Here is a 24,584-nt window from a genome sequence, read left to right as displayed (position 1 = left end):
CCCTTTGAACTGTGAGCTGCTTTGAACTGTGAGCTGCTGCGTCGGGCCCGAAGTGGCTGGTCGGCCCGTGGAGAGGTCAGAGGGCCGGCTGTCGTACCGCCCCCACCAGCCCCAGGCCGTGGTCCAGCACCTTTGCCAGGGCCGCGAGGTCGTCCGGACCCGGGTCGGTGAGCGGGGCGCGGACCGGGCCGACCGGGAGACCGCGCAGCCTGGCCGCCGCCTTCACCAGGGACACGGCGTAGCCCGGCACCCGGTCGCGGAGTTCGACCAGCGGGACGTAGAACTCGCGCAGCAGCAGCGTCACGAGGGTGTCGTCCCCGTCCCGCAGCGCGCCGAAGAAGGCGTTCGCGATCTCGGGGGCGAAGGCGTGGACGGCGGAGGAGTAGGCGGGGACACCGACCGTGGCGTAGGCGCGGGCCTGGATCTCGGCCGTCGAGGCACCGTTGAAGAAGAGGAAGCCGTCGGGGGCGGCGAGGGTGAGGCGCTGGAGGCGGTCGAGGTCACTGTGACCGTCCTTGAGGCCGACGACGCCCTCGATCGCCGCGATCCGCCGCACACCCTCCGCCGTGAACGTGACCTGGCCGCGCTGGTACGCGATCAGCGGCAGCCGGGTCCCGGCGGCGATGTGGCGCAGCTGCTCCACCAGGCCGTCCTGCGGCGCCCCGACCAGATAGTGCGGCAGGACCAGCAGGGCGTCGGCGCCCGCCTCCTCCGCGATACGGGCGAACCGCAGCGCCTGCGCCCAGCCGTAGCCGATGCCCGCGACCACCGGCAGCCGGCCGTCGGCGATCTCGACCGTGGCGGTGACGACCGCGCGGTACTCGTCCTCGTCGAGCGAGAAGAACTCGCCCGTTCCGCAGGCGGGGAACACCGCGCCGGGGGCGGCGGCCAGTCGGCCGGTCAGATAGGCCCGGTACCCGTCAAGATCGAGACCGCCGTCGTCCCGAAAGCTGGTGAGGGGGAAGGACAACACCCCGCCGGTCATCCCGTCACGGAGCCGCTGGACGACTCCCGCGACCTCCGAGTTGATCACTGCCATGAACTCTGTCTCCCTATGCAGATACCGTCTGCGTATGAAGATGAAGATTAGGTGGGTGAACAGACGAGGTCAATGGTGGCGGCAGCGGCAACGGCCGAGTCGGCGGCAGCGGGGGAGCGGTTTCACGGCCGACCTACGATGAGGTCCATGCCGGAGAAGAGAGGTGTCCGCAGCGTGAAGTCGGCGGCCCGGACCGTCGCGCTGCTGGAACTTCTCGCCGCGCGGGGCGAGGAGCCCTCGCGCCTGGACGAACTCGCCGAGCAACTGGAAGTGCCGCGCAGCAGCATGTACCAGCTGCTCCAGACCCTCGTCGACTGCGGCTGGGTCCGCTCCGACGCCACCGGCTCCCTCTACGGCATCGGCATCCGCGCCCTGCTCACCGGTACCGGCTATCTCGACGGCGACCGGCGCATCCGCGCGGCCCGCCCCCATCTCGACGAGGCCTCGGACGCGCTCGGCGAGACGATCCACCTGGCACGGCTCGACGGGCCGGACGTCGTCTACCTGGCCACCCGGGAGTCCCACGAGTACGCGCGCACCATAAGCCGGGTCGGTCGCCGCGTCCCGGCCCACGCCGGGGCCCTCGGCAAGGCGCTGCTCGCGGAACGCCCGGACGACGAACTCCCGCTTCCTGAAGGTGAGTTGGCCGCCCTCACCGACAACACTCACACCACCCGGGCCGCTCTGCACGCCGATCTGGCCCGGGTGCGCGAGCGCGGCTGGTCCGTCGACCGCGAGGAGACGGTGCCCGGTATCGCGGGCTTCGGCTTCGCCCTGCGCTACGACACCCCGGCCACCGACGCCATCAGCTGCTCGGTGCCGGTGGCCCGGCTCACCCCGGAGCACGAGCTGAGGATCGTCGCCGTCATGCGCGAGATCCGCGCGAAGATCGAGACCCAGCTCCACCTGGCCTCGGGCGCCCCCGACTGGCGCTGAGCCCCTACGGGACGAGCCCCTGAGCCGCCCGCACCCCCTGGACCGTTCAGGCCAGCGGTACCCGGGTGAACCGTCCCGCCGTCCGCAGCTCGCCCTCGATCCGTGACGCCGTCCCGTACAGCTCGGGCAGGATCTCCGTCACGCAGCTCTCCGCCGTACGCCGGGTCGTGTGCATCGCCACGTTCACCGCGGCGACCACCCGGCCCGTACGGTCCCGCACCGGGACCGCGATCGACCGCAGCCCCTCTTCCAACTCCTCGCTGACCAGGGCGTATCCCTGCTCCCGCACCTCCGTCAGCACCCGGGCGAAGGCCGCCGGGTCCGTCACGGTGTGCGGCGTCAGCGGGGCCAGTGGAGCCAGTGGAGCCAGGTCCCGCGCCTGCCGCTGCGCCTCCGGTATGCCGGCCAGCAGTACCCGGCCCATCGAGGTCGGGTACGCGGGAACCCGCGTCCCCACGGTGATGTGCGCGCTCACGATGCGCCTCGCCGCCGCCCGCGCCGTGTACTGGATCTCCGCCCCCGAACCCGCCCCCGAACCCGGCCCCGAGTCCGTCGACAGGATCGCCAGTGACGCCGACTCCTGTACCCGGCCCGCGAGTTCGGCCAGGTGCGGGCCGGCGATCTCGGGCAGTGACGTACGGGAGAGGGGTGGGAAGCCGAGGGACAGGACCCGGGGGGTGAGGACGAAGGTGCGGCCGCGTGTCTCGACGTAGCCCAGGTGCTCGTAGGTGATCAGGGCCCGGCGGGCGGTCGCCCGCGCCAGGCCCGTCGCCCGCGCGACCTCTGTCAGGGTCAGCTCGGCGCGGGACTCGCCGAAGGCGGTCAGGACGGTGAGGCCTCTGGCCAGGGACTCGACGAACTCGCGGCCCAGTTCCTGCTTCGAGGCCCCGGTCCAGGCCGCGAGGCCCGACGGGGACGCGGGCGCCCCGTCCGCCGGGCGCACCCGCAGCTCGGCCTCCATCGCGGTCACCGTCGAGCGCAGTCGCGGCAGCAGGTCGTCGCGCAGGCCGGTGACCGTACGGCGGCTCGTGTGGCTGACGACGCTCGCTACACAGGCCACCCGGCCCGTGCGGGGGTCCCTTACGGGTACGGAGACGGCGACCAGCCCCGGTTCGATCAGCTGGTCGTCCAGTGCCCAGCCGTCGGCGCGGGCCCGCTCGACGTATGCCTCGAAGTCGGCGCCCGAGTCGCCCGAGTCGGCGGGCCGGGGCGGAATGGCGGGGAAACCGAGGTCGGCCGGGTCCGCCGCCCGGCGTTCGTGCCAACGGCGCCAGTCTGCGGCCGTCCACTCGGTGGCGAACAGCGGGCCGGGAGCGGTGCGTTCGGCGGGGAGGAGGTCGCCGATGCGGAAGCTGAGGGACATCGCGCGGCGGCGAGTCGCCTGGTGGATGAACCGGATGCCGTCCCGGTCGCCGACCGCGAGGGACACCGACTCGTCCAGCTCGTCGGCAAGGGCGTCCGCGTGGGCGTCGAGCAGGGCGGGCAGCCGGAGGGCGGCCAGATAGGCGTTGCCGAGTTCCATCAGCCGAGGGGTGAGAACGGCGTCCCGTCCGTCGAGACGGACGTACCCCATGCGGGCGAGCGTCGCCGTGATCCGGTCGACCGTGGAACGCGCCAGACCGGTCGCGCGCTCCAGCCCGCTCAGGCTCAACGTCCCGCCCGCCTCGGTCAGTTGCCGCAGTACGGCGATCCCGCGCATCAGCGGGGCGACGGCCTCGGCGGGTACGGGACCGTCCAGGACCGGCGGGACATTCGTGGCGGGGGCAACCATGGGCACACCGTAATGCCCGTACGGAACCGCTGGTCATATGCCCGGCGGCAACCGTCGGCTCATCGCCGGGTGATCGCCACCCGGTAGTTCCCGTCGAGGTCCGCGCCCGCCACGGTGATCCGGACGCGCCGACCCGGGTCGGTGAAGGACTCGCCTGGCGTGAAGGGCGCGTCGGAGAGTTCCGCGTGCACGTTCGGGCTGCGGGTGCAGCCGCCGCTGCCCCGGCGGGAGTCGTACACCGTGACCGGACCACGGCCGGTGTCGACGTTCGCGTCGACCCGGTAGATCAGCACGCCCGGCCGGCACACCGTCTCGTCGTTGCCCTCGCGGGTACGCAGTTCGACGGCGTATCCCGTACGGGAGGTCAGGGGTACGAACACGAGTTTCGCGCCGCCGGGACGGGCCAGCGGGGTGAGCGTGTACTCGGTCGTCCCGCTGGTCACCGCGCAGCCGACCTGCGAGGGGTCAAGCCAGCCGAGCTTCCACTTGTGCCAGCCGAGCAGGTCGTTGTTGGCCCCCCAGTCCTCGCTCATGATGTCCCAGTGGCCGACCGCGCCCCCGCCGGACTGTGTGTACAGGTCGGGCAGCCCGAAGACGTGGCCGTTCTCGTGCGGGAGGACGCGGTAGCCCGTGGTGTCGTACGAACCGGAACCGTCGTCCTGGCGGGAGTAGACGAAGGACGCGTTGGCGACGGGTACGCCGTCCGCGACCGGTGCCTCGCGGTTGCCGGCGAAGGTGACGGACAGGACGGTGTCCAGGGCGGAGGGGCCCGCGTTCGGGGTGACCAGCACGTTCAGCAGGTCGTACGAGCGGAAGTCGACCGCCGGGTCGGCGGCGGCCACGATGTCGTGGACCAGCCGGCGGTAGCCGGGGTCGAAGGGGGCGCCGCGCTGTATGCCGTACGAGCGGAAGGACCGGGGCATCCGCAGCCAGTCGGCGATGGGTGCCTCGGGGCGGTAGTCGAGGCGGCCGTAGGAGCTGGTGGTGAACCAGTCCCGGGTCTGCGGGAAGAACTCCGAGAGCCGGTCGAGTGCGCTGCCCTGGCCCGGGGCGTCGGAGAAGTCGACCATGAGGTTCAGCGCCCGGACGGTGCCGGTGGAACGGGAGTAGCCGATGGGCGTGGGCATGCCCTCGGACATCTGGACGCCGAGGCCGCCCCGGATCAGACAGGGACCGAGCGGTGAGGAGCGGGCCAGCGGGACGGAGCCCGCCGCCGTCGTGGCGTCCCGGTCGGCCTGTCCGGTGCCGGCCGAGGTGCTGACCGCGAGGGTCAGCGCGGCCACGGACACGAGGGCGGCCATCCGGCGAGGGCGCGGGGGGCCTGGCGGGCGTATCCGACGTATCCGACGACGGCTGGTCGGCTGCTGCATGCACGGACCCTTCGCGCCACGGCAGCCGGCGGTGTCGGACTGCACCCTTTCGATCACCCTGTGTCGAGGTCGGCGCGGGCGCGCGCTGGAGGAGACCGATCGTGGGTAGCCCGCCAGGGGACTGCCCGAGGACTGCCCGGGGACCAGCGAAGGGCTACCGAAGGTAATGTGACCCAGGTCACATCAAATCTCTTCGTCTGCGGGAAATAACCGGGGATCGATTCCCCGTTTAGCCATGTGTCCGAGCGAAACGGGGACTGCTTCCCCGGATCGCATCTCAAACCCCTTCAAGGAGACACCGTGCAGACCGCGATCCCCGTGCAGAAGGCGACCCGGCCCCGCGCCGACGCCCTGCGCAACCGGGAGCGGATCGTCACCGCCGCCCGCGAGATGTTCGTCGAGTTCGGCTCCGAGGTGCCGATCGACGAGATCGCCCGCCGGGCCGGCGTCGGCAATGCCACGGTGTACCGGAACTTCCCGGACCGGGAGGCCCTCGTACGGGAAGTCGTCTGCTCGGTCATGGACCGAACGGCCGAGGCGGCGGAACGGGCGCTGGCGGAGACCGGCGACGCCTTCGAGGCGCTGTCACGCTTCGTGCACGCCACCGCCGACGAGCGGATCAGCGCGCTCTGCCCGATGATGTCCAACACCTTCGACCAGAGCCATCCGGACCTGGAGGCCGCGCGGGAGCGGGTCGAGGAGCTCACCGCGGAGATCATGGCGCGCGCCATGGCGGCCGGTCAGCTGCGCACCGATGTGGGCGTGGGGGACGTCATGGTCGTCGTGTCCCAGCTCAGCCGACCTCCGGCGGGTACGGGGTGCATGAGTATCGACCGCTTCGTCCACCGGCACCTGCAGCTGTTCCTGGACGGACTGCGGGCCCCGGCCCGCTCCGAACTGCCCGGCAAGGCCGCGACGATGGAGGACCTGCGCCGATCCTGACCGATTAGTTCATCGCGGTATCCGAGTCATCACTCGCAACAGACTTTCGGCCGTCAGCGTTGACGAGCCGGTCCCCTTTCACACACTTTTCCGTCACGAAGTCCCGAAGTGGGTATCTCCATGTCCGAAACAGCCCAGGCTGCCGCCGCCAAGGCGCCGGCTCCCGACTCCAACCGCTGGAAGGCGCTCACGTTCATCGCGCTCGCCCAGCTGATGGTCGTGCTCGACGCGACCATCGTGAACATCGCCCTTCCCTCGGCCCAGCAGGACCTGGGGATATCCGACGGCAACCGTCAGTGGGTCATCACGGCCTACGCCCTGGCCTTCGGTGGACTGCTCCTCTTCGGCGGCCGGATCGCCGACATCTGGGGCCGCAGGAACACCTTCGTCACCGGTCTGATCGGCTTCGCCGCCGCCTCCGCCCTGGGCGGCGCGGCGACCAACGAGGCGATGCTCCTCGGCTCCCGCGCTCTGCAGGGTGCCTTCGGCGCACTGCTGGCGCCCGCCGCGCTCTCCCTGCTCGCGGTGATGTTCACCGACGCCAAGGAGCGCGCCAAGGCGTTCGGCATCTACGGTGCGATCGCCGGTGGCGGTGGCGCCGTGGGTCTCATCCTCGGCGGCTTCCTCACCGAGTACCTGGACTGGCGCTGGACCTTCTTCGTGAACATCCCGTTCGCGATCGTCGCCGCCCTCGGCGCGTACTTCGTCATCCGTGAGCCGTCCGGCAGCCGCAACCGCTCGCCGCTCGACATCCCGGGCGTCGTCCTGTCCACCCTCGGTCTGGTCTCCCTGGTCTACGGCTTCACCCGCGCCGAGTCCGAGGGCTGGAGCGACTCGGTGACGATCGGTCTGTTCGTCGCCTCGGCGCTGCTCCTGGCGACCTTCGTGTTCGTCGAGTCCAAGGTCAAGGCCCCGCTGCTGCCCCTGCGCGTCATCACCGAGCGCAACCGCGGCGGTGTCTACCTCTCGCTCGGCCTCGCGATCATCGCGATGTTCGGCCTGTTCCTCTTCCTGACCTACTACCTGCAGATCGTGAAGGGCTACTCGCCGGTCAAGACCGGCTTCGCCTTCCTGCCGATGATCGCGGGCATGATCACGGGCTCCACGCAGATCGGCGCCCGACTGATGACCCGCGTCCCGGCGCGGCTGCTGATGGGCCCGGGCTTCCTGCTCGCCGCGCTCGGCATGCTGCTGCTGACCCAGATGGAGATCGGCTCCTCGTACGCGGCGCTGCTCCTGCCGGCCATGCTCCTGCTCGGCCTCGGTATGGGTACGGCGTTCATGCCGGCCATGTCCCTGGCCACGCTGGGCGTCGAGCCGCGTGACTCCGGTGTCGCCTCCGCGATGGTCAACACCTCGCAGCAGGTGGGCGGTGCCATCGGTACGGCTCTGCTCAACACGATCGCCGCCTCGGCCACCACGTCGTACATCTCCGACCACATCGGCGGCGCGTCCTCCCGCTCCCAGCAGCAGCTGGTCCAGCTGAAGGGCATGGTCGAGGGTTACACCAGCGCCATCTGGTTCGCCGTCGGCATCCTGGTCGTCGCCGCGGGTATCGCCTTCACCTTCATCAACGCCGGTCGCCCGGACATGAGTTCGGTCAGCGGGGACGGTGCGGAGGAGGAGCTGAAGGTTCCGGTGGTCGCCCACTGACCCCGGCCCCCGCTCCGCGGGGACCCCTCGGACCCCTTCGGGCCAACCCCTTCGGGCCACTCCGTACGTCACGGGGGTGGGGACGCCTCGTGACGTACGACTCCAGGATCTGCCCTGGTTCCGCTCAGCGGAGCCAGGGCAGATCCGCGCCCGCGTCCTTCGGCTGCAGGCCCTCGGCGACGATCTCCATGACGTCGTGGAGCGTCTGGCGCTGCTCGTCGCTGATCCGGTCGAACAGCACCTGGCGTACGGCGGCGACATGGCCCGGTGCGGTGCGCCGGAGCACCTCCTGGCCCTGGTCGGTCAGGACCGCGAACTGGCCGCGCTTGTCCGAGGGGCAGTCCTCGCGCCGAACCCAGCCGTTCTTCTCCAGCCGGGCGATGGCGTGCGAGAGGCGCGAGCGCGTGATCTTCGCCTTCATGGCCAGCTCGGTCATCCGCAGTCGTCGGTCGGGAGAGTCGGCGAGGCCGACGAGCAGGCCGTAGTAGACGTGCGGCATGCCGGCGTCGCGCTGGAGCTGGCGGTCGAGATGGTCCTCAAGAAGGGTGACGGCGTGCACGTAGGCCCGCCAGGTGCGCTGTTCCTCTTCGGTGAGCCAGCGGGGCTCCTCGTCGGATGTGGATGGTGTGTTCATGTACTCCACTCTACGTTCCCCGTCCTTGAATTTTAAACCAAAACGATGTATGTTCAGTATGCGAGAAGCTTGAGACTTCAAGATGCAGACTTGAAGCAGGAGCGGTAAAGGTCCCGGGAAGGGAGCAGTCGTCATGTCGGCCGGCATCCAGGAGCGCATGCCCGCGCTCTACCTCAGTCACGGCGCGCCTCCTCTGGCGGACGACCCGATCTGGCCCGGCGAACTCGCCGCCTGGTCGGCGGACCTGCCCCGCCCCAAGGCGATCCTCATGGTCTCCGCCCACTGGGAAGAGGCCCCCCTCGCCATCGGCGCCATCGAAACGATCCCCCTCGTCTACGACTTCTGGGGCTTCCCGGAGCACTACTACCAGGTCGAGTACGCCGCCCCCGGCGCCCCGCAACTCGCCGAGTCCGTACGGAAGCTGCTGCGGGCCCCCGGTATGCCCGTCCAGGACGTGCCGGACCGTGGCCTCGACCACGGCGCGTACGTCCCGCTGGTGGAGATGTTCCCCGAGGCGGACATCCCTGTCCTGCAGATCTCGATGCCGACCCTCGACCCGGTGAAACTGATGGACATCGGGCGCAGGCTCGCCCCGCTCCGTGACGAGGGTGTCCTGATCGTCGGTTCCGGCTTCTTCACCCACAACCTGGCCGCCCTGCGGCACACGGGCTCCGGAGTGCCGACCTGGTCGAGCGAGTTCGACGACTGGGGTCACCGGGCGTTGGAAACACGCGACGTGGACGGCCTGTTGGACTTCCTGAACAAGGCTCCCGCGGGCCGGTACGCCCACCCGCGCACCGAGCACTTCGCACCGCTCTTCGTGACGATGGGCGCGGCCGAGGTGGCCGGCGAACTGGACTCGCAGAGGTCGGTCATCGACGGCTTCTGGCTGGGAATGGCCAAGCGTTCGGTGCAGTTCGGCTGACCCCGCGGCCCCCGGTTCGGCCCCTTGGGGCAGCCGCCCGGGGCCGAAGGGCGGTAACGGCAGGACCGCGGGCCACGGAAAGGGCGCGCAGGGAGTGGGGGCGGGGAGGGGGCTCAGAGCTCCTTCTCGTACCAGGCCACGTCCCAGTAGCGGCCGAACTTGCGGCCCACCTCGCGGTACGTACCGACGTACCGGAACCCGAAGCGTTCGTGCAGCCGCACGGACGCTTCGTTCGGTGGCACGATCCCCGCGAGGGCGCGATGCACGTCCTCGCCCTCCAGTGCCTCGAAGAGGGCCGTGTAGAGCAGGGTGCCGACACCGCGCCCGCCCGCGTCCGGCGCCAGATAGACAGTGACCTCCACCGTGGTGCCGTACGCCGGCTTCGCACGGAAGGAGCCGGACGTCGCGTACCCCAGAATCCGCTGTGAGTCCACATCTGTGGCAACCATCAGGCGGTGTGGGCCGTCTTGGGGGTAGGAGAGCAGCCAGGGGCGGCGCTCCTCCGGTGTGAAGATTTTGGTGTCGAAAGTCGTGGGCGTGTTGCGTACGTAGTGGTTGTAGAGCTCGGTCAGACCTTCGAGGTCATCCTCGACCCCTGGCCTGACCTGCACCTTCGTGAATTCGGACGACATCACGCCTCCTCTGCGGCGCACAGGGTACTGCAAGATCAGAAAAATAGGGGGATGGGTTGGGAATTCTGTCCTGATTCCAGTCGTTGTTTCCTTCGGAAGCTGGGCACGCGAGGAGTGTGCTGAGCGTTCAGTGACCAACAGGAACAACCAGGACCCATCCGCTGGCCCACCATCGCAAGGGAGCAAGCATGGCAACCCGTGCCGTCGCCCGTCGTACGTCGTCCGCCACCGGCGGGACCGTCGGCGGCGCACGCAGTGTTCGCGCCCATGGCGGCGAGATCGCCGACCGCGACCTGGTCGGCATGTACTTGGACGAGATAGCCCGCACCCCGCTGCTCGACGCCGCGAAGGAGGTCGAGCTGTCGCAGACCATCGAAGCCGGTGTCTTCGCCCGCCAGATCCTCGACGGCGAGGCGGAGGCCGAGGCGGACGCCACCGTCGAGGAGCTGGAGGCGCTCTTCGCCGAGAGCGAGCGCGCGAAGGACATCTTCATCCGCTCCAACCTCCGGCTGGTTGTCGCCGTGGCGCGCCGTTACCCCCGAAGCGGCCTGCCCCTTCTCGACCTGATCCAGGAGGGCAACGCCGGCCTGGTGCGCGCGGTCGAGAAGTTCGACTACCGCAAGGGCTTCAAGTTCTCGACCTACGCCACCTGGTGGATCCGTCAGGCCATCACCCGTTCCATCGCCGACCAGTCACGCACGATCCGCCTTCCCGTCCACCTGGTCGAGGAACTGGGCCGGATCCGGCGCGTGCAGCGCGAGTTCAACCGCAAGAACGGACGGGACCCGGAGCCCGCGGAGATCGCCGCCGAGCTGGACACCAACGCGGCGCGCGTGGTCGACGTCCTGGACTGGGCGCGCGACCCGGTGTCGCTGAACATGGCGGTGGACGACGACGGCGACACCCAGTTCGGCGACCTCCTGGAGGACACGTCGGCGATATCGCCGGAGCAGTCCGTCCTGACGCTGCTGCGCAGCGAGGAACTGGACGACCTGATCGGCCGCCTCGACCAGCGCACGGCCTCCATCATCAAGATGAGGTACGGCATCGTCGACGGCCGGGAGCGCACGCTGACGGAGGTCGGCAAGGAACACGGACTGACCCGTGAGCGGATCCGGCAGATCGAGAAGCACGCGCTGCTGGAGCTGAAGAAGCTGGCCCACGACACGGGCTTCGACGCGGTGGCGTAGTCGCCGTGGAGCGGGCCGCCGCCTCCGAGAGGCCTGATGGGCGTACCGGTTCCGGCAGGTGGGGGCGCACGAGGGCGCTTCGCACGCCGGGCGGCGTACGACTGTTGGGGGTCGCGTGCGCGGGGTGGCGGAAGGCCGCGCAAAGACAGTGATGCAAGGCTGCTTCAAACCACCGGGTCCGGGGCACAAGAACTCAGGGCCCGGGACTTCGGGTCCGGACGGCAACGCCACGGACCCCCTGAGCCGAGTCCCGACGCAACCCCCCCCAGCGTCGGGGCTCATCCCGAGCCGGGCTTCGGCACCTACCCCCCCCAGGTGCCGGGGCCCGGTTCTTTTGCGCCCGGGCGGAACAAGGGCGGGGCACCCCGTACCTGAACCCCGGGGTGGCCCGCCGAATGGCAGATTGTGCCACAGCGGCATCACGTGGCGTCCGTGTCCGGACGCGCACGCCCGGGCCGGCGGGACGGGGGCGGCTGTTCGTGAGCCACGGCTCGCGGGTCACCCTGCGCCCGCGCCCGCGCCCACGGCATCGCCCGGCAGGCCGGCCGGCATCGCGCCGCGCACATCGGAACACGCGTCGGCCGCCCAGGGCGTGTTCCCGCGGGGAACACCCCGGCCGACGGCCCGACCGACGCGGCGGCACCCGCGGTGCGCGAGCTGGGCCCAGCCCCCTGCGGGACTTTCCGTGGAGCGGCACGAGTTTCCTGAGGGCAGCCGGTGGGCCGGTCACCGCGGCCGGCGCTGTGGCGGTCGGTCAGTTGCTCGCCGCGCGGGTCATACGGGCGCCCAACTCCCTGAGCCGCTCGACCAGTTCGGGGGGCTCCCGGACCGTGAACTCGCAGTCGACCGACGCGAGCCGCACCGCCAGCCACTCCACCGGATCACCGACCGAGGCACGGACGCGGCAGCTGTGCTCGTCGAGGGGCTCGGGGACGCCGAGCCACGCGGGGAGCCGCGCGGCGACGGACGAGGCCGGAGCGGCGAACGTCGCCTCGAACACGTATGCCTCCTGCCGTGCGTGCATCGACTGGCGCAGGTACTCCGCCGCGTCGCCGGTCGGCAGCTCACGCGGGGCGAAACGGGCGCCCGTCGCGAGGGGGTCGCTGACCCGGTCGACGCGGAAGGTGCGCCAGTCGGCGCGGTCGAGGTCGTAGGCGACGAGGTACCAGCGGCGGCCGGTCGACACGAGCCGGTGCGGTTCGGTCAGCCGTTTGGTGGGGGTGCCGTCCTTGGCGCGGTAGGCGAACCGCAGCCGTTCCTGGCCGGCCACCGCCGAGGCCATCACGGTCAGTGTCTCGGGGGCGATGACCGCGCCGTCTCCGCTGGTCAGCGGAGTGGTCGCGGCCTGGAGTGTGGAGACGCGCCGGCGCAGCCGGGACGGCAGGACCTGCTCCAGCTTGGCCAGCGCCCGTACGGAGGCCTCGTCCAGCCCCTCGACCGCGTGCCCGGCGCCGGCCCGCAGCCCGACCGCGATCGCCACCGCCTCCTCGTCGTCGAGCACCAGCGGCGGCATCGCCTTGCCCGCGACGAGCCGGTACCCGCCGTCGGAACCCTTGCTCGCCTGCACGGGATAACCGAGTTCCCGCAGCCGGTCGATGTCCCGCCGGACGGTACGCCGGGACACCCGCAGCCGGTCGGCGAGCTCACCGCCGGGCCACTCACGGGGTGTCTGGAGGAGGGAGAGGAGCTGAAGGAGCCGGGCCGGGGTGTCCGTCGTCATGGATACGAGGATGCCGTACCACTAGGACACGATCTGACCTAATGGGGTCATAGGTTGAGGACATGAACTCCACCGAGACCCCCTTGGGCACGTCGGACGTCGTATCGGATGCCGTGCCGGACGCAGTGCCGGATGCCGTGCCGGACCGGCGACGCTGGTTCGCCCTCGCCATCGTGATGACCGCGGCCTTCATGGACCTCGTCGACGTCACGATCGTCAACGTCGCGATCCCGTCGATCCAGCGCGAGGCCGGCGCCTCCTTCGGCCAGATCCAGTGGATCACCGCCGGATACGCGCTGGCCTTCGCCGCCGGCCTCGTCACCGGCGGGCGGCTCGGCGACATCCACGGCCGCAAGCGGCTCTTCCTCGTCGGCATCGGCGGATTCACCCTCGCCTCCGCCCTCTGCGGTTTCGCCGCGAACCCGGAGATGCTGGTCGCCTCCCGCATCCTCCAGGGCGGTATGGCCGCGATGATGGTGCCGCAGGTCCTGTCGATCGTCCACGCGACCTTCCCGGCGCACGAGCGCGGCAAGGTGTTCGGCCTCTTCGGCGCGATCGTCGGCCTGGGCGCGGTTACCGGTCCGCTGCTGGGCGCGCTGCTGACGGAGTGGGACCTCTTCGGCCTCGGCTGGCGGCCGATCTTCCTGATCAACCTGCCGGTGGGCATCGCGGGACTGATCCTGGGGCACCGCTTCATCACCGAGTCGAAGGCCCCCCGGGCCCTGAAGCTGGACCTCGTCGGCGTCGCCCTGGTGACCCTGGGCCTGCTGATGCTGCTCTACCCGCTGATCCGTGGGCGCGAGCTGGGCTGGCCGCTGTGGGGATACCTGTCGATGGCGGGCGCGCTCGGCGTGTTCGGCGCGCTGGTCGGCTACGAGAAGCGCAAGACGCGCATCGACGGTTCGCCACTGGTCGAGCTGTCGCTGTTCAACGTGAAGAGCTTCGCGGCGGGCATCGCCGTCCAGACCGTCTTCGGGGTCGCCCTGGGCATCTTCTTCCTGGTCTGGACCCTGTACATGCAGCTCGGGCTCGGCTGGAGCGCCCTGCGGGCCGGGCTGACCGGGGTGCCCTTCTCGATCGCGGTGTCGGTGGCGGCCGGGATGTCCGTCCAGAAACTGGTCCCGCGCTTCGGCCGCAAGGTGCTCCAGACGGGCGCCCTGGTGATGGGCCTCGGCGTGCTGATCTACATCTGGGAGGCCGGCCGCTACGGCCTGGCCATCGCGTCCTGGCAGATGGCGCTCCCGCTGGTGGTCATGGGCGCCGGCATGGGCCTGATCGTCGCTCCGCTGACGGACGCGGTCCTCTCGGAGGTCCCGAAGGAGCACGCCGGGTCGGCGTCCGGCCTGATCAACACCGTGCAGCAGATGGGCAACGCGCTGGGCCTGGGCCTGGTGTCGGTGGTCTTCTTCGGCACGATGAGCGACCGACTGACACAGATCGAGGCGGGCCCGGCGTTCGTGGACGCGTTCCAGAACGCGCTGGGGTGGGTGGCCGGGCTGATGGCGGCGATCTTCCTGCTGATGTTCGCGCTGCCGGGGCGGGCCGCCGCCGCCGCCGCCGCCGCCGCAGCAGCGGCTGCGGCTGCGGACGGGCGGGAGACGACGGCGACGGAGGAAGAGGAGGAGCGGGACGAGATCCTCGTCGGCTGAGCGCGGACGGGAGACAGAACGGTGGAGCAGGGCCCCGGCACCTCGTGTGCCGGGGCCCTTTCCGGCTGTACGTGTCCGCCGGTACGCCACCGTGGTGCACCAGCGCACGGTCCAGCCGGATGCCTGATTGTGTCCGTATCACGCCCGAACCTGTTTACTTTCTGGAAATGCGGGCGTAGCCTCCGAGTGAAACCACAGATTCGGGCATCGGGCGGAGGTAAACGGACATGTACGCACCGGAGCGGCAGCAGGAGATCCTGCGGCTCGCCCGTGAGGGCGGGCGAGTGGACGTGCTGTCTCTCGCCGAGCAGTTCCAGGTGACCGCGGAGACCGTCCGGCGGGATCTGAAGGCGCTGGACCGCGCGGGGCTCCTGCGGCGTGTGCACGGCGGGGCCATACCGGCCGGTCGCCTCGACTTCGAGCCCGACCTCACCGAGCGCGAGTCGACCTACGCCGACGAGAAGGACCGGATCGCCAAGGCCGCCCTCGCCGAGCTGCCCACCGAGGGCACCCTGATCCTCGACGCCGGGTCGACGGTCGCACGCCTCGCCGCCGCCATCCCCCTGGAGGCGACGCTCACCGTCGTCACGCACAGCCTTCCGATCGCGGCCCGGCTCGCCGACCACCCCGGCCTCCAGCTGCACCTCGTCGGGGGGCGCGTCCGGCACCGTACACGCGCCGCCGTGGACGCCTGGGCGCTGCGGGCGTACGGCGAGATCCGCGCCGACGTCCTGTTCGTGGCCGCCAACGGGTTCTCCGTCGAGCACGGGCTGACCACGCCCGACCTCGCCGAGGCCGCCGTGAAGCGCGCCGCGGTGGACGCCGCCCGACGCGTGGTGCTCCTCGCCGACTCGACGAAGCACGGGCAGGAGCACTTCGCCCGCTTCGGAGCCCTGGGGGACGTGGACCTGCTGATCACCGACAGCGGTCTGAGCCCCGAGGACGCCACCGACATCGAGCGCGGCGGCACGGAAGTGCTGTATGTCTAGAAACGAGTGCGCATGATCCTCACCGTCACTCCCAACCCGTCCCTCGACCGTACGTACGAGGTCCCGTCCCTCGACCGCGGCGAGGTCATCCGGGCCACCGGCGAGCGGATGGACCCGGGCGGCAAGGGCGTCAACGTCTCACGGGCCGTCGCCGCCGCCGGACAGCGCACCGTGGCCGTGCTGCCGCTGGGCGGCGCGCCCGGGGCGCTCGTCGCCGACCTGCTCCACGCCCAGGGCATCGAGGTGGCGCCGGTACCGGTCGCGGGCGGTACCCGGTCCAACATCGCCCTCGCCGAAGCCGACGGCGTCCTGACGAAGATCAACGCACCCGGCCCCGAACTCTCCGCCGCCGAGCAGGAGTTGCTCCTGGAGACCGTGCGCCGGCAGTCGGCCGACGCCGACTGGATCGCCTGCTGCGGCAGCCTCCCCAGGGGACTCGGCCCCTCCTGGTACGCCGACCTCGTCGCCCGTACGCACGCCGCGGGTGCCCGGATCGCCCTCGACACCTCCGGCCCGGCCCTCCTCGCCGCCCTGCGCGAGCGGCCCGACGTCGTCAAGCCGAACGCCGAGGAACTCGCGGAGGCCGTCGGCCGCCCCCTCGCCACGATCGGCGACGCCCTGAAGGCCGCCGAGGAACTGCGCGAACTCGGCGCGGGCGCGGTCCTCGCCAGCCTCGGCGCCGACGGCCAGCTGCTCGTCAACGGCACCGGCACCTGGTTCGGCAGCGCACGCGTCGACACCGTACGCAGCAACGTGGGCGCCGGTGACTCCTCGCTCGCCGGTTTCCTGATCGCCGGTGGCAGCGGCCCCGGGGCACTCGCCTCCGCCGTCGCACACGGCGCCGCCGCCGTCCAGCTGCCCGGCAGCGTGATGCCCACCCCCGCCGACCTCGACCCGTCCGCCGTGACGGTGACGAGCGAGGTGCCCGTGGACCGCGTACTGAGGGAGCCCGTGTCATGACAGTCATGACGACGGCCCGCTCCCCGTACGGCTGTCCCCCAGAACAGGCCCTGACGCGGCGGGGTTCCCCCGGCCCCGCCGCAGCCACCCTCCCCATGCACCCCCACCGCATCACCCGCACCACCCCCGTCCCCAGCCCCGCCCACCCCATTTCCCGGGCGATACGCGTGCGAAGGAGCCCGCGATGAGCGAGATGATCACCGCGGACCTGGTCGACCTCGACCTGTCCGCCCAGACCAAGGACGCGGCGGCCCGTGCCCTCGCCGAGCGCATGGTGGCGAAGGGCCGGGTCACCGACCTCGACGGTTTCCTCGCCGACGTGGCCGCCCGTGAGGCGCAGATGCCGACCGGCCTCGACGGCGGCATCGGCATCCCGCACTGCCGAAGCGCACACGTGACCGAGCCGACGCTCGCCTTCGGGCGCAGCGCCGCCGGGATCGACTTCGGCGCGGCCGACGGACCCGCCGACCTGATCTTCCTGATCGCGGCCCCGGCCGGCGCCGACGACGCCCATCTGACGATCCTCTCGGCGCTGGCCCGCCAGCTGATGAACGACGAGTTCACGGCCGCGCTGCGCTCGGTGGACGACGCGGCGAGCGCCGCCGTGCTGATCCGCGGCGACGCGGCTCCGGCCGCGGACACCGAAGACTCCGCGGCGGTTTCGGCGGCGGCCTCCGCCGAAGCCGCCGCGGGCACCGGCACGGGTACGGACGAGGGCGCCGGTGAGAGCGGGGGCGGGCGGCCGTTCCGTATCGTCGCCGTCACCTCCTGCCCCACCGGTATCGCGCACACGTACATGGCGGCCGAGTCGCTGGAGAACGCCGGCCGTGAGGCGGGCGTCGAGCTCGTCGTCGAGACGCAGGGCTCGGCCGGGTTCACCCGGCTCGACCCGGCGGCCATCGCCGACGCGGACGGCGTGATCTTCGCTCACGACGTGCCCGTACGGGAGAAGGAACGCTTCGCCGGGAAGCCGACCGTCGACGTGGGCGTGAAAGCCGGCATCAACAAGCCCGCCCAGCTCATCGCCGACGTACGCGGCAAGGCCGAGCGCGGCGAGGTCACCGCGAGCGCCCAGGGCGGCGGCACGCCCGTCGAACGGGCCGGCGACTCCGGCGACAGCTACGGCACCAAGCTGCGCAAGTGGCTGATGACCGGCGTGAGTTACATGGTCCCGTTCGTCGCCGCCGGCGGTCTGCTGCTCGCCCTCGGCTTCGCGATCGGCGGCTGGGAGATCAACAAGGCGCCCTCGGTCATGGAGCACTTCTCCTGGACCCAGGTCGACAGCTGGGGCGCGCTGCTGTTCCAGATCGGCGGGGTCGCCTTCGGCTTCCTCATCCCGGTCCTCGCCGGCTACATCGCCTACGGCATGGCGGACCGGCCCGGTCTCGTCCCCGGCTTCGTCGGCGGCATGATCGCCTCGAACATCGCGGCCGGCTTCCTCGGCGGCCTGGTCGCCGGTCTGCTGGCCGGTGGCATCGTCCTGGCGATCCAGAAGATCCGGATCCCGCCGGTACTGCGCGGCATCATGCCCGTCGTCGTGATCCCGCTGATCTCCTCGCTGATCGTCGGCTTCCTGATGTTCGTCGTGGTCGGTAAGCCCATCGCCGAGGCCCAGAAGGGCATGACGGACTGGCTCTCCGGCCTCTCCGGCACCAACGCCGTGCTGCTGGGCATCCTGCTCGGCCTGATGATGTGCTTCGACCTCGGCGGTCCCGTCAACAAGGTCGCGTACGCCTTCGCCACCGCCGGAATCGCCGTCCAGGACCCGAGCGACGCCGCGATGAAGGTCATGGCCGCCGTGATGGCCGCCGGTATGGTCCCGCCGCTGGGTATGGCGCTGGCCACCGTCGTCCGCCGGAAGCTCTTCACCCCGGCCGAGCGCGAGAACGGCAAGGCCGCCTGGGTACTGGGCGCCTCCTTCATCTCCGAGGGCGCGATCCCGTTCGCGGCGGCGGACCCGCTGCGCGTCATCCCGGCCTCGATGGCGGGCGGCGCGGTCACCGGCGCACTGTCGATGGCCTTCGGCGCGACGCTGCGCGCCCCGCACGGCGGCATCTTCGTGGTCCCGCTGATCGGCAGCCCGTTCCTCTACCTGATCGCCGTCGCGGCCGGCACCTGCGTCACGACGGCCCTGGTGATCCTCCTCAAGAGCATGCGCAAGCCGGCACCGGGGGCAACGGCCACCGGGTCGCCGGAGGGCGCCGCACGGTCCGCGGCCGAGAAGAAGGAGCCGGTGGCGGCGTAGGCGGCGCGACGAGCACGTCAACGCCCTGGTGGGCCGGTCGTCGAGACGACCGGCCCACCAGGGCGTTGACGTGCTCGTCGGGCTACGACGTCCGTGCCGCGCGGCGCTCCATCGCGTCCCGTGCCCGGTCCTCCGTCGGATACACCTCGCACATGTGCCGGCCGTCGGGCGTGACCGTGTGCTCGATCTCCCAGAGGGAGACCTCCTCACCGCCGGGTAGCAGGAAGGCGTGCTCGTAGAGCGAGAAGCCGATACCGGCCCGGCCCGCGCGGCACGGCCGCCCGAACGCCTGTGTGATCTGGTGCGCGAACGCCTCACGCAGCAGCTCGGCGGTCTCCGCCCCCGGCCGGTCCGCGTTCTCCGCCCGCCTCAGTAAACGCCGCGCGTGATCGGCCGAGTCGTCCGGAACGAACGTGTGCCGCGGCTGGACGACCGCGGCGAGCTGCACCGTCACCGGCAGCTCGAAGTCAGGAGTGTCCGCGGGCAGCGGGAGCCGGGCCGTGGCGGCGCGCAGCTCCTCCTCGTCGACGTACACCTCGGCCTGCGGACCCGCCCCGGGCGCCGTGTTGTGCACCAGCTCCCACAGGGTGAGCGCCGAACCGTCGGCGAGCAGCCAGGTGTGGCGGTACGTCTCGCGGTGCAGGCCCGCGCTGTGGTGCGCGGAGTGCAGCGAACTGTCGTGCGCCAGCGCGCAGTCGAGCCGCCGTATCGCGTCGTCGGGCAGTTCGAAGGAGTTCAGCGCACGACCCAGGAGCCGCTCGAGATGCTCCTCCGGAGACTCGGGCGACTCGGGTGGTTCGTACGCTGCCGTCTCGTACGGAACGCTCAAGGCTTCTCCCGGCGTTGCTGCATGTCACCTTGTGGGTGCATACCGTAGCCCCTCGGTCGGACATCATGTCCCGGAACCGAGAAAACGTACGCCCTGAAGACGCCCGGGCCGCACGAAAAGTTCCCGCACGGCCCCGAAAGCCATCAAATGATCCGCCCAACACGCCCTGCTCCGGCGGCACTTCGGGCAGTACCTTTCTCAGGCAGAGGTCCCGGCCGTCCACTCGCTCCACGGCATGTTCCAGCCGTTGAGACCGTTGTCCGGTGCGACCTGCTTGTCGGCGGAGTTCTTCACGATGACGACGTCCCCGATCATCGAGTTGTCGAAGAACCACCTGGCGGGAGTGTCCCCCTGAGCCCCCTGCACATCCCGCAGCCCCACACAGCCGTGACTGGTACCCGTACGCCCGAAGGGCGGGTTGCTCTGCTTGTACCAGTAGTTGCCGTGGATGAAGGTCCCGGAAGTGGTCAACCGCATCGCGTTCGGTACGTCCTTGATGTCGTACGCGTTGGCCAGATCGACCGTACGGCTGTCCATCCGCGTCTCCCGCAGCTTCTCGGAGATCACCATCTGTCCGTTGTACGTGGTGAACTCCGGGGCGCCGGCCGAGATCGGGATGACCTTGCGGGTCTGCCCGTCCCGTACGACCGTCATGGTCTGCGTGTTGACATCGACAGTGGACACCTGCGACCGCCCGATCGTGAAGGTCACGGTCTTCTTCTGCACCCCGACCGCGCCGTTGGCACCCTTCACCCCGTCCAGGTCGATCTTCATCGTGACCTTGGAACCGGCCTTCCAGTACTCCTCGGGCCGGAAGTCGAGCCGCTGCGCCCCGAACCAGTGCCCCACCACCTGCTGCCCGCTGCTCGACGTGACCGTGATGTGCGACCGCACGGCCGCCTGGTCGCTGATGGCCTTGTCGAAGGTGAACGAGACCGGCATCCCCACCCCGACCGTGGTCCCGTTGTCCGGCGTGTAGGTCCCGATGAAGCTGTTGGCCTCGGTGACCGTCGTGAAGGTCGAGTCGGCGGTCCGGGTCCCCCCGTCGGCGTCCTTCGCGGTCGCCGCTATTCGGTAACGCGTCCCACGCTCCAACTGCCGCGCCGGCTGCCAGCTGTGCCCGTCCGCGGAGACCGCCCCCGCCACGGCCGCCCCCGTCTCCGCGACGGTCATCCGCACGTCGGTCAGTGTGCCGCCGCTGGCCTTCACGCCGGTCGTGTTGATCGACGCGCCCGCCGAACCGTCCTTCGCGGAGATGGCGATCCGCACGGCCGACGTCGTGACGGAACCGCTGCCGCTCTTGCCGCTGCTGCCACTACCGCCCTTGCCTCCCTTGCTGTCGTCGCCTCCGCTGTTGTTGCCACCGCACGCGGTGAGGGACAGCGCGCCGACCATCAGGACGGCACATGCCCCCAGTGCGCGCCGAGCTGTTGTGTTCGGCGTTGTCACGGCTGCTCCAGTGTGTGAGATGGGTGATCCGTTGCCCTGCGTGAGACAGGAGGCGAACACTCACGGCCGGGGTTCCCGCCGATCACCGTCGCGGCCATCGCGTGACAGGACCGCGACATTCACATCTCAACCGAGAAGAAACCATGTGGAGTCGGAGCACCCGACAGAAAGCCTGGTCGAGGCCTTCCCCCGCCGTTACCCCAACTCTCCGAACACGCTCACCGGTTGATCCCCAACACCACGACGAGGGACACGACCCCCACTGAGGGGAAACGCGTACCCAGAACGCGGATGCGGGGCATCCGGGATGGCCGGACGGCGCGGTGGCCGGGGCTCGACTCCACTTCCGGTTACCGGCAAGCAACTGCCGGTGCCGCTGCCTGTGTGTGGACTACCGGGCGTGTTTTTGCAGGTCAGTGGGGGTGTTGGTGGGTTCAGGGCCGATCCAGCTTCCTGTCGTCCCGTTTTTCTAGAGTCGAGGAGCGGAGACACCGCAGCCGGTGGATGCGGACTCCGTGTCATGTGGAAGCCGATGCAGGAAGAGACGAGGAATCATGCGCAAGAGCCAGGGACGTCGGGTCGTGGGGGCGCGAGCGGTGGCGCTCACGGTGGCTGTGGGTGTGGCGGCGGCGACGGGTATCGCGAGTACGTCGTGGGCGTCGGCGCAGCCGACGAGCGTGGAGCAGCTGGCCAAGGCGGAGCAGAAGTGCTCGGGATACTCAGCGGCGGAGATCATCCTGGGGTTCATGGGTCAGGGTGTCGTGGCCAAGCAGTATCCGGACCTGGCGCTGGTGCAGGGGAAGGTTGTCGGTGCGACCCCCAGGGATGTGGAGGTCTTTCTGGCGCTGGCCTCGCTGCGGAAGGCGGGGTTCGCCGAGAAGTTCCGCGCCGATGTCACCTCGGGTGACCCGTTCCGAGTCCGTGACGCGCTGGAGCGGCTGGACGCCATGGGCGTGGCCGTCCACAAGGACGGCCTCGAGGGGCCCGTGGACTCGGGCAACGGCGACGATTCAACCGTGGTCTTGATCAACTTCAATGCGGACAAGAAAGACACCGACGGGCCCGTGGACTCGGGCAAGGGCGACCGTTCAACCGTGATCTTGATCTCCTTCAATGCGGACTTCGAGGTTGGCAAGAGCGGTCTGACGACCGAGAAGGCCGTATCGATCGTGACCAAACTGCTGGCCGGCAAGTAGGTCTTCGAAAGGGCGGCTCCGCTGCGTGCGACGGAGCCGCCTTGGGGGTGAAGAGACATGTCTCGCATAGCTTTCTTCGGCGGAGCCGTTCTGTGGGGAACGGTCGGTGTGACGTCGCTGCTGGTGGCCCTGCCGAGTTCGGCGGTCACTTCGCCGGGAGTCGTCGAATCGCGTCAGTACGTCAGCAAGGTGTGGCCCCAGGGCTGGTCGTTCTTCACGAAGAGCCCCCGGAGCCCGTCGAACGGTGCTTACAGGATTTCGTCCGACGGGCAGCCACGGAGCTTGCTCATCGGACCCAACGCCAGTCCGTCCAACGCGTTCGGGGCCAGCAGAAGAGCGCGGGCCCAGGGCCCGGAGCTGGCAACCCTGATGTATGCCACACCGGGGCGGGCCTGGAAGAAATGTAAGGGGAACACGGTCTCCGACTGCGGCGTCGGCGATTTCGGAAAGGCTCCGAAGATCCGCAACGATTCTCCGATCCCGACGCTGTGCGGGAAGACCGTGCTCACCCTTGAGGAACCGATTCCATGGGCCTGGCGGAAGCTGACAGAAGGCCAGCACCGGGTCACGAAGGCCGCGGAGGTGAACATCCAGTGCTGAGACTCAGGATCCCGGCGGTGCCGGAAGCCGCCGAACGGTTCGACCCGCGCACCAATGTGTACGGTCTGATGCGCACGCTGATGGCCGTGGGCATGTTCGCCACACTGTTCCTCACCCCGGCCGCGGCCCTGTTCCATCCCGTCATCGGCATGAAGGACGCCCCGTACTGCGACGGGCTGTCCGCGATCTCGGGATTCTGCGTCGGCGGGGACGCGCTGAGTCCGGACGCGCGCCGCTATCTGCTGGCAGCCGTTCTGATCCCCGTGATGATCGGTTGGCGGCCGAGGTTCTGGGTGATACCGCACTGGTGGGTCGCGTTCAGCATCGCCTCCTCGCTCAGTCTTCCCGAGGGCGGAGACATGGTGGGTCTGATTCTCACGCTGGCCATTGTTCCCTTCGGGCTGGTGGACGACAGAAGGTGGCACTGGAGCACCGAGGGCGGCTCGAAGCAACTCGGCGGTTCCGCGGCCGCCTTCTGCCACGTCACTCACTGGGCCATCCGGATCCAGGTGGCCGGCATCTATTTCCAGTCCTCCGTGGCGAAGTTCGGCGTGGCGGAGTGGGCCGACGGTACCGCGCTCGCCTACTGGCTCAACGATCCGTCCTTCGGTCTCCTGCCGTTCTGGCAGCCCGTGATGCAGCCCCTGTTGGAGAACCCGTACACGGTCGCCGCCCTCACCTGGGGAGTCCTCGTCATGGAACTCTCCCTGGCGTTCTCGCTCTTCTGGAAGGCCGAGGTGCGCCGCAGGACGCTCTGGCTGGGGATCGCTCTCCACGCGGGGATAGCGCTCTTCATGGGCCTCTTCAGCTTCGCGTTCATCATGTTCGGCGCCCTGGTCATCGCCTACCGGGTCCCGACCACGAACATCGCCCTTCCCCGGTTCGCGGCGCTACGAGCGCGGCGCGCGGCCCGTGACGACGTTGCGGCCGACACATCGCTGCGGGACACGACTCTCGTTCCCGGCTGAGGGACGCTTCGGCGGCCCGAACATCCCTTGGGGCATCGCCCCCTTACGTGCATCGCCCCCGGTCGGTCGTCGCTGGGCGGGGGCGCTCCATGCCGTGTGGAAACCGAATTCGACAAGAAATGGGAACTCATCATGCGTAAGAGCCGAGGTCGTCTGGTTGTGGGGGCGCGCGCGGTGGCGCTCGCGGTGGCTGTGGGCGTGGTGGCGTCGACGGGTACGGCGGGTGTGTCGGGGGCGTCGGTGCAGTCGAAGAACGTGGATGAGCAGTGTGCGGGGTACACGACGGCGGAGATCATCCTGGGGTTCATGGGCAAGGGGGTGGTGGCCGAGCAGTATCCGGATCTGGCGCTGGTGGCCGGGAAGGTCGTCGGTGCGACCCCCAGGGAGGTGGAGGTCTTTCTGGCGCTGGCCACGCTGAAGGAGTCGGGGTTCGCCGAGGAGTTCCGCGCGGATGTCACCTCGGGTGACCCGTACCGGGTTCGTGACGGGCTGGAGCGGCTGGACACCATGGCCGCGACTCTTCGCAAGGAAGTCACTGAAACGGGCACCGGCTCCGGTGCGTTGTTCGGGACCGGCAAGAGCACCGACGCCGGCGTGGGCGCGGGCACGATCAGTTTCGTGACGACCAACAAGGTCGCGGTCGTGAACGTGGCCGTTGTGGCGAATCTGGCCATTGCCGTGACGAAGCTGCTGTTCAGGGCGGACTCCGAAGAAGGCGAGAGCGGTCTGACGACCGAGAAGGCCGTAGCGATCGTGACCAAGCTGCTGGCCGGCAAGTAGATCCTCGGAAGGGCGGCTCCGTCGTGTGCGGCGGAGCCGCCTTGCCGCCCTCGTTCCGGGCAGAGGGGGGCTTCGTCCGCCCAACTGTCCGGATGGGGCAGAGCTCG

Annotated in this window: 21 protein-coding genes; 13 read left to right on the top strand and 8 right to left on the bottom strand. The window is 70.1% G+C overall.

Annotated elements, in window-relative coordinates; genetic code table 11:
- Nucleotides 1–76: 76 nt before the first annotated feature.
- Entirely contained in the window at nt 77–1,039 is a 963-nt protein-coding gene (locus PV734_RS29300) for a 5-dehydro-4-deoxyglucarate dehydratase (RefSeq protein ID WP_319097843.1), read from the bottom strand.
- Nucleotides 1,040–1,186: 147 nt separating this feature from the next.
- Between PV734_RS29300 and PV734_RS29295 the strand changes: the two genes are divergently transcribed.
- Nucleotides 1,187–1,975: an IclR family transcriptional regulator gene (locus PV734_RS29295; protein ID WP_319097844.1), complete on the top strand. Its 789-nt coding sequence runs from the start codon at nt 1,187–1,189 to the stop codon at nt 1,973–1,975.
- Between the two features lie 46 nt (nt 1,976–2,021).
- On the opposite strand, the gene PV734_RS29290 is transcribed toward PV734_RS29295, so the two are convergent.
- Complete coding sequence (locus PV734_RS29290) at nt 2,022–3,746, bottom strand: IclR family transcriptional regulator domain-containing protein (RefSeq protein ID WP_319292681.1); 1,725 nt, start codon at nt 3,744–3,746, stop codon at nt 2,022–2,024.
- 59 nt (nt 3,747–3,805) lie between these two features.
- Nucleotides 3,806–5,116, bottom strand: a complete 1,311-nt coding sequence (locus PV734_RS29285) for a M6 family metalloprotease domain-containing protein (RefSeq protein WP_415924284.1) — start codon at nt 5,114–5,116, stop codon at nt 3,806–3,808.
- 300 nt (nt 5,117–5,416) lie between these two features.
- On the opposite strand from PV734_RS29285, the gene PV734_RS29280 reads away from it, so the two are divergent.
- Complete coding sequence (locus PV734_RS29280) at nt 5,417–6,058, top strand: helix-turn-helix domain-containing protein (protein WP_319097848.1); 642 nt, start codon at nt 5,417–5,419, stop codon at nt 6,056–6,058.
- Between the two features lie 120 nt (nt 6,059–6,178).
- Nucleotides 6,179–7,711 (top strand): MFS transporter, encoded by a 1,533-nt coding sequence (locus PV734_RS29275; RefSeq protein WP_319097850.1) that lies wholly within the window; start codon nt 6,179–6,181, stop codon nt 7,709–7,711.
- Between the two features lie 124 nt (nt 7,712–7,835).
- Here the strand turns inward: PV734_RS29275 and PV734_RS29270 are convergent, their stop codons facing one another.
- Nucleotides 7,836–8,345 (bottom strand): MarR family winged helix-turn-helix transcriptional regulator, encoded by a 510-nt coding sequence (locus PV734_RS29270; RefSeq protein ID WP_319097851.1) that lies wholly within the window; start codon nt 8,343–8,345, stop codon nt 7,836–7,838.
- A gap of 133 nt (nt 8,346–8,478) precedes the next feature.
- Here PV734_RS29270 and PV734_RS29265 point away from each other — a divergent pair, with 133 nt between their 5' ends.
- Nucleotides 8,479–9,270: a class III extradiol ring-cleavage dioxygenase gene (locus PV734_RS29265; protein WP_319097853.1), complete on the top strand. Its 792-nt coding sequence runs from the start codon at nt 8,479–8,481 to the stop codon at nt 9,268–9,270.
- 113 nt (nt 9,271–9,383) lie between these two features.
- On the opposite strand, the gene PV734_RS29260 is transcribed toward PV734_RS29265, so the two are convergent.
- Complete coding sequence (locus PV734_RS29260) at nt 9,384–9,902, bottom strand: GNAT family N-acetyltransferase (protein ID WP_319292679.1); 519 nt, start codon at nt 9,900–9,902, stop codon at nt 9,384–9,386.
- Nucleotides 9,903–10,090: 188 nt separating this feature from the next.
- Between PV734_RS29260 and PV734_RS29255 the strand changes: the two genes are divergently transcribed.
- Nucleotides 10,091–11,092: an RNA polymerase sigma factor RpoD/SigA gene (locus PV734_RS29255; protein ID WP_319097855.1), complete on the top strand. Its 1,002-nt coding sequence runs from the start codon at nt 10,091–10,093 to the stop codon at nt 11,090–11,092.
- Nucleotides 11,093–11,846: 754 nt separating this feature from the next.
- On the opposite strand, the gene PV734_RS29250 is transcribed toward PV734_RS29255, so the two are convergent.
- Nucleotides 11,847–12,812, bottom strand: coding sequence for a YafY family protein (locus PV734_RS29250; protein WP_319097856.1), 966 nt, complete (start codon nt 12,810–12,812; stop codon nt 11,847–11,849).
- 62 nt (nt 12,813–12,874) lie between these two features.
- On the opposite strand from PV734_RS29250, the gene PV734_RS29245 reads away from it, so the two are divergent.
- From PV734_RS29245 to PV734_RS29230, 4 genes are all read left to right on the top strand, one after another.
- Nucleotides 12,875–14,461: an MFS transporter gene (locus tag PV734_RS29245; RefSeq protein WP_415924283.1), complete on the top strand. Its 1,587-nt coding sequence runs from the start codon at nt 12,875–12,877 to the stop codon at nt 14,459–14,461.
- Between the two features lie 227 nt (nt 14,462–14,688).
- Nucleotides 14,689–15,450: a DeoR/GlpR family DNA-binding transcription regulator gene (locus tag PV734_RS29240; RefSeq protein ID WP_319097859.1), complete on the top strand. Its 762-nt coding sequence runs from the start codon at nt 14,689–14,691 to the stop codon at nt 15,448–15,450.
- A 12-nt stretch (nt 15,451–15,462) separates the two neighbouring features.
- Entirely contained in the window at nt 15,463–16,410 is a 948-nt protein-coding gene (pfkB, locus tag PV734_RS29235; RefSeq protein ID WP_319097861.1) for a 1-phosphofructokinase, read from the top strand.
- Nucleotides 16,411–16,594: 184 nt separating this feature from the next.
- The gene (locus PV734_RS29230) at nt 16,595–18,655 is read left to right on the top strand and encodes a fructose-specific PTS transporter subunit EIIC (RefSeq protein ID WP_319292677.1); all 2,061 of its coding nucleotides are present in this window, start codon (nt 16,595–16,597) and stop codon (nt 18,653–18,655) included.
- Nucleotides 18,656–18,737: 82 nt separating this feature from the next.
- Here the strand turns inward: PV734_RS29230 and PV734_RS29225 are convergent, their stop codons facing one another.
- Together PV734_RS29225 and PV734_RS29220 are read right to left on the bottom strand one after the other, a co-directional pair.
- Nucleotides 18,738–19,484, bottom strand: a complete 747-nt coding sequence (locus tag PV734_RS29225) for a DUF6227 family protein (RefSeq protein WP_319292675.1) — start codon at nt 19,482–19,484, stop codon at nt 18,738–18,740.
- A gap of 198 nt (nt 19,485–19,682) precedes the next feature.
- Nucleotides 19,683–20,933, bottom strand: coding sequence for a L,D-transpeptidase (locus PV734_RS29220; protein ID WP_319292673.1), 1,251 nt, complete (start codon nt 20,931–20,933; stop codon nt 19,683–19,685).
- A gap of 554 nt (nt 20,934–21,487) precedes the next feature.
- Here PV734_RS29220 and PV734_RS29215 point away from each other — a divergent pair.
- The 4 genes from PV734_RS29215 to PV734_RS29200 all read left to right on the top strand — a co-directional run bounded on the left by PV734_RS29215 (nt 21,488) and on the right by PV734_RS29200 (nt 24,477).
- Nucleotides 21,488–22,129, top strand: a complete 642-nt coding sequence (locus PV734_RS29215; protein WP_319097866.1) for a hypothetical protein — start codon at nt 21,488–21,490, stop codon at nt 22,127–22,129.
- Between the two features lie 108 nt (nt 22,130–22,237).
- Nucleotides 22,238–22,729 carry an SdpA family antimicrobial peptide system protein gene (locus PV734_RS29210; protein ID WP_159056333.1) on the top strand — a complete coding sequence of 164 codons (492 nt, stop codon included), beginning with the start codon at nt 22,238–22,240 and terminating at the stop codon, nt 22,727–22,729.
- Nucleotides 22,723–23,697: a sporulation-delaying protein SdpB family protein gene (locus PV734_RS29205; protein ID WP_319292671.1), complete on the top strand. Its 975-nt coding sequence runs from the start codon at nt 22,723–22,725 to the stop codon at nt 23,695–23,697. Before PV734_RS29210 ends, PV734_RS29205 begins: the two co-directional genes overlap by 7 nt.
- Before the next feature lie 96 nt (nt 23,698–23,793).
- Nucleotides 23,794–24,477 (top strand): hypothetical protein, encoded by a 684-nt coding sequence (locus PV734_RS29200; protein ID WP_319097869.1) that lies wholly within the window; start codon nt 23,794–23,796, stop codon nt 24,475–24,477.
- Nucleotides 24,478–24,584: the final 107 nt, after the last annotated feature.

It is taken from the genome of Streptomyces sp. AK08-02 (genome assembly GCF_033795085.1).
Lineage (GTDB): Bacteria > Actinomycetota > Actinomycetes > Streptomycetales > Streptomycetaceae > Streptomyces > Streptomyces echiniscabiei.
This window is presented reverse-complemented; position numbering and strand designations above follow the sequence as displayed.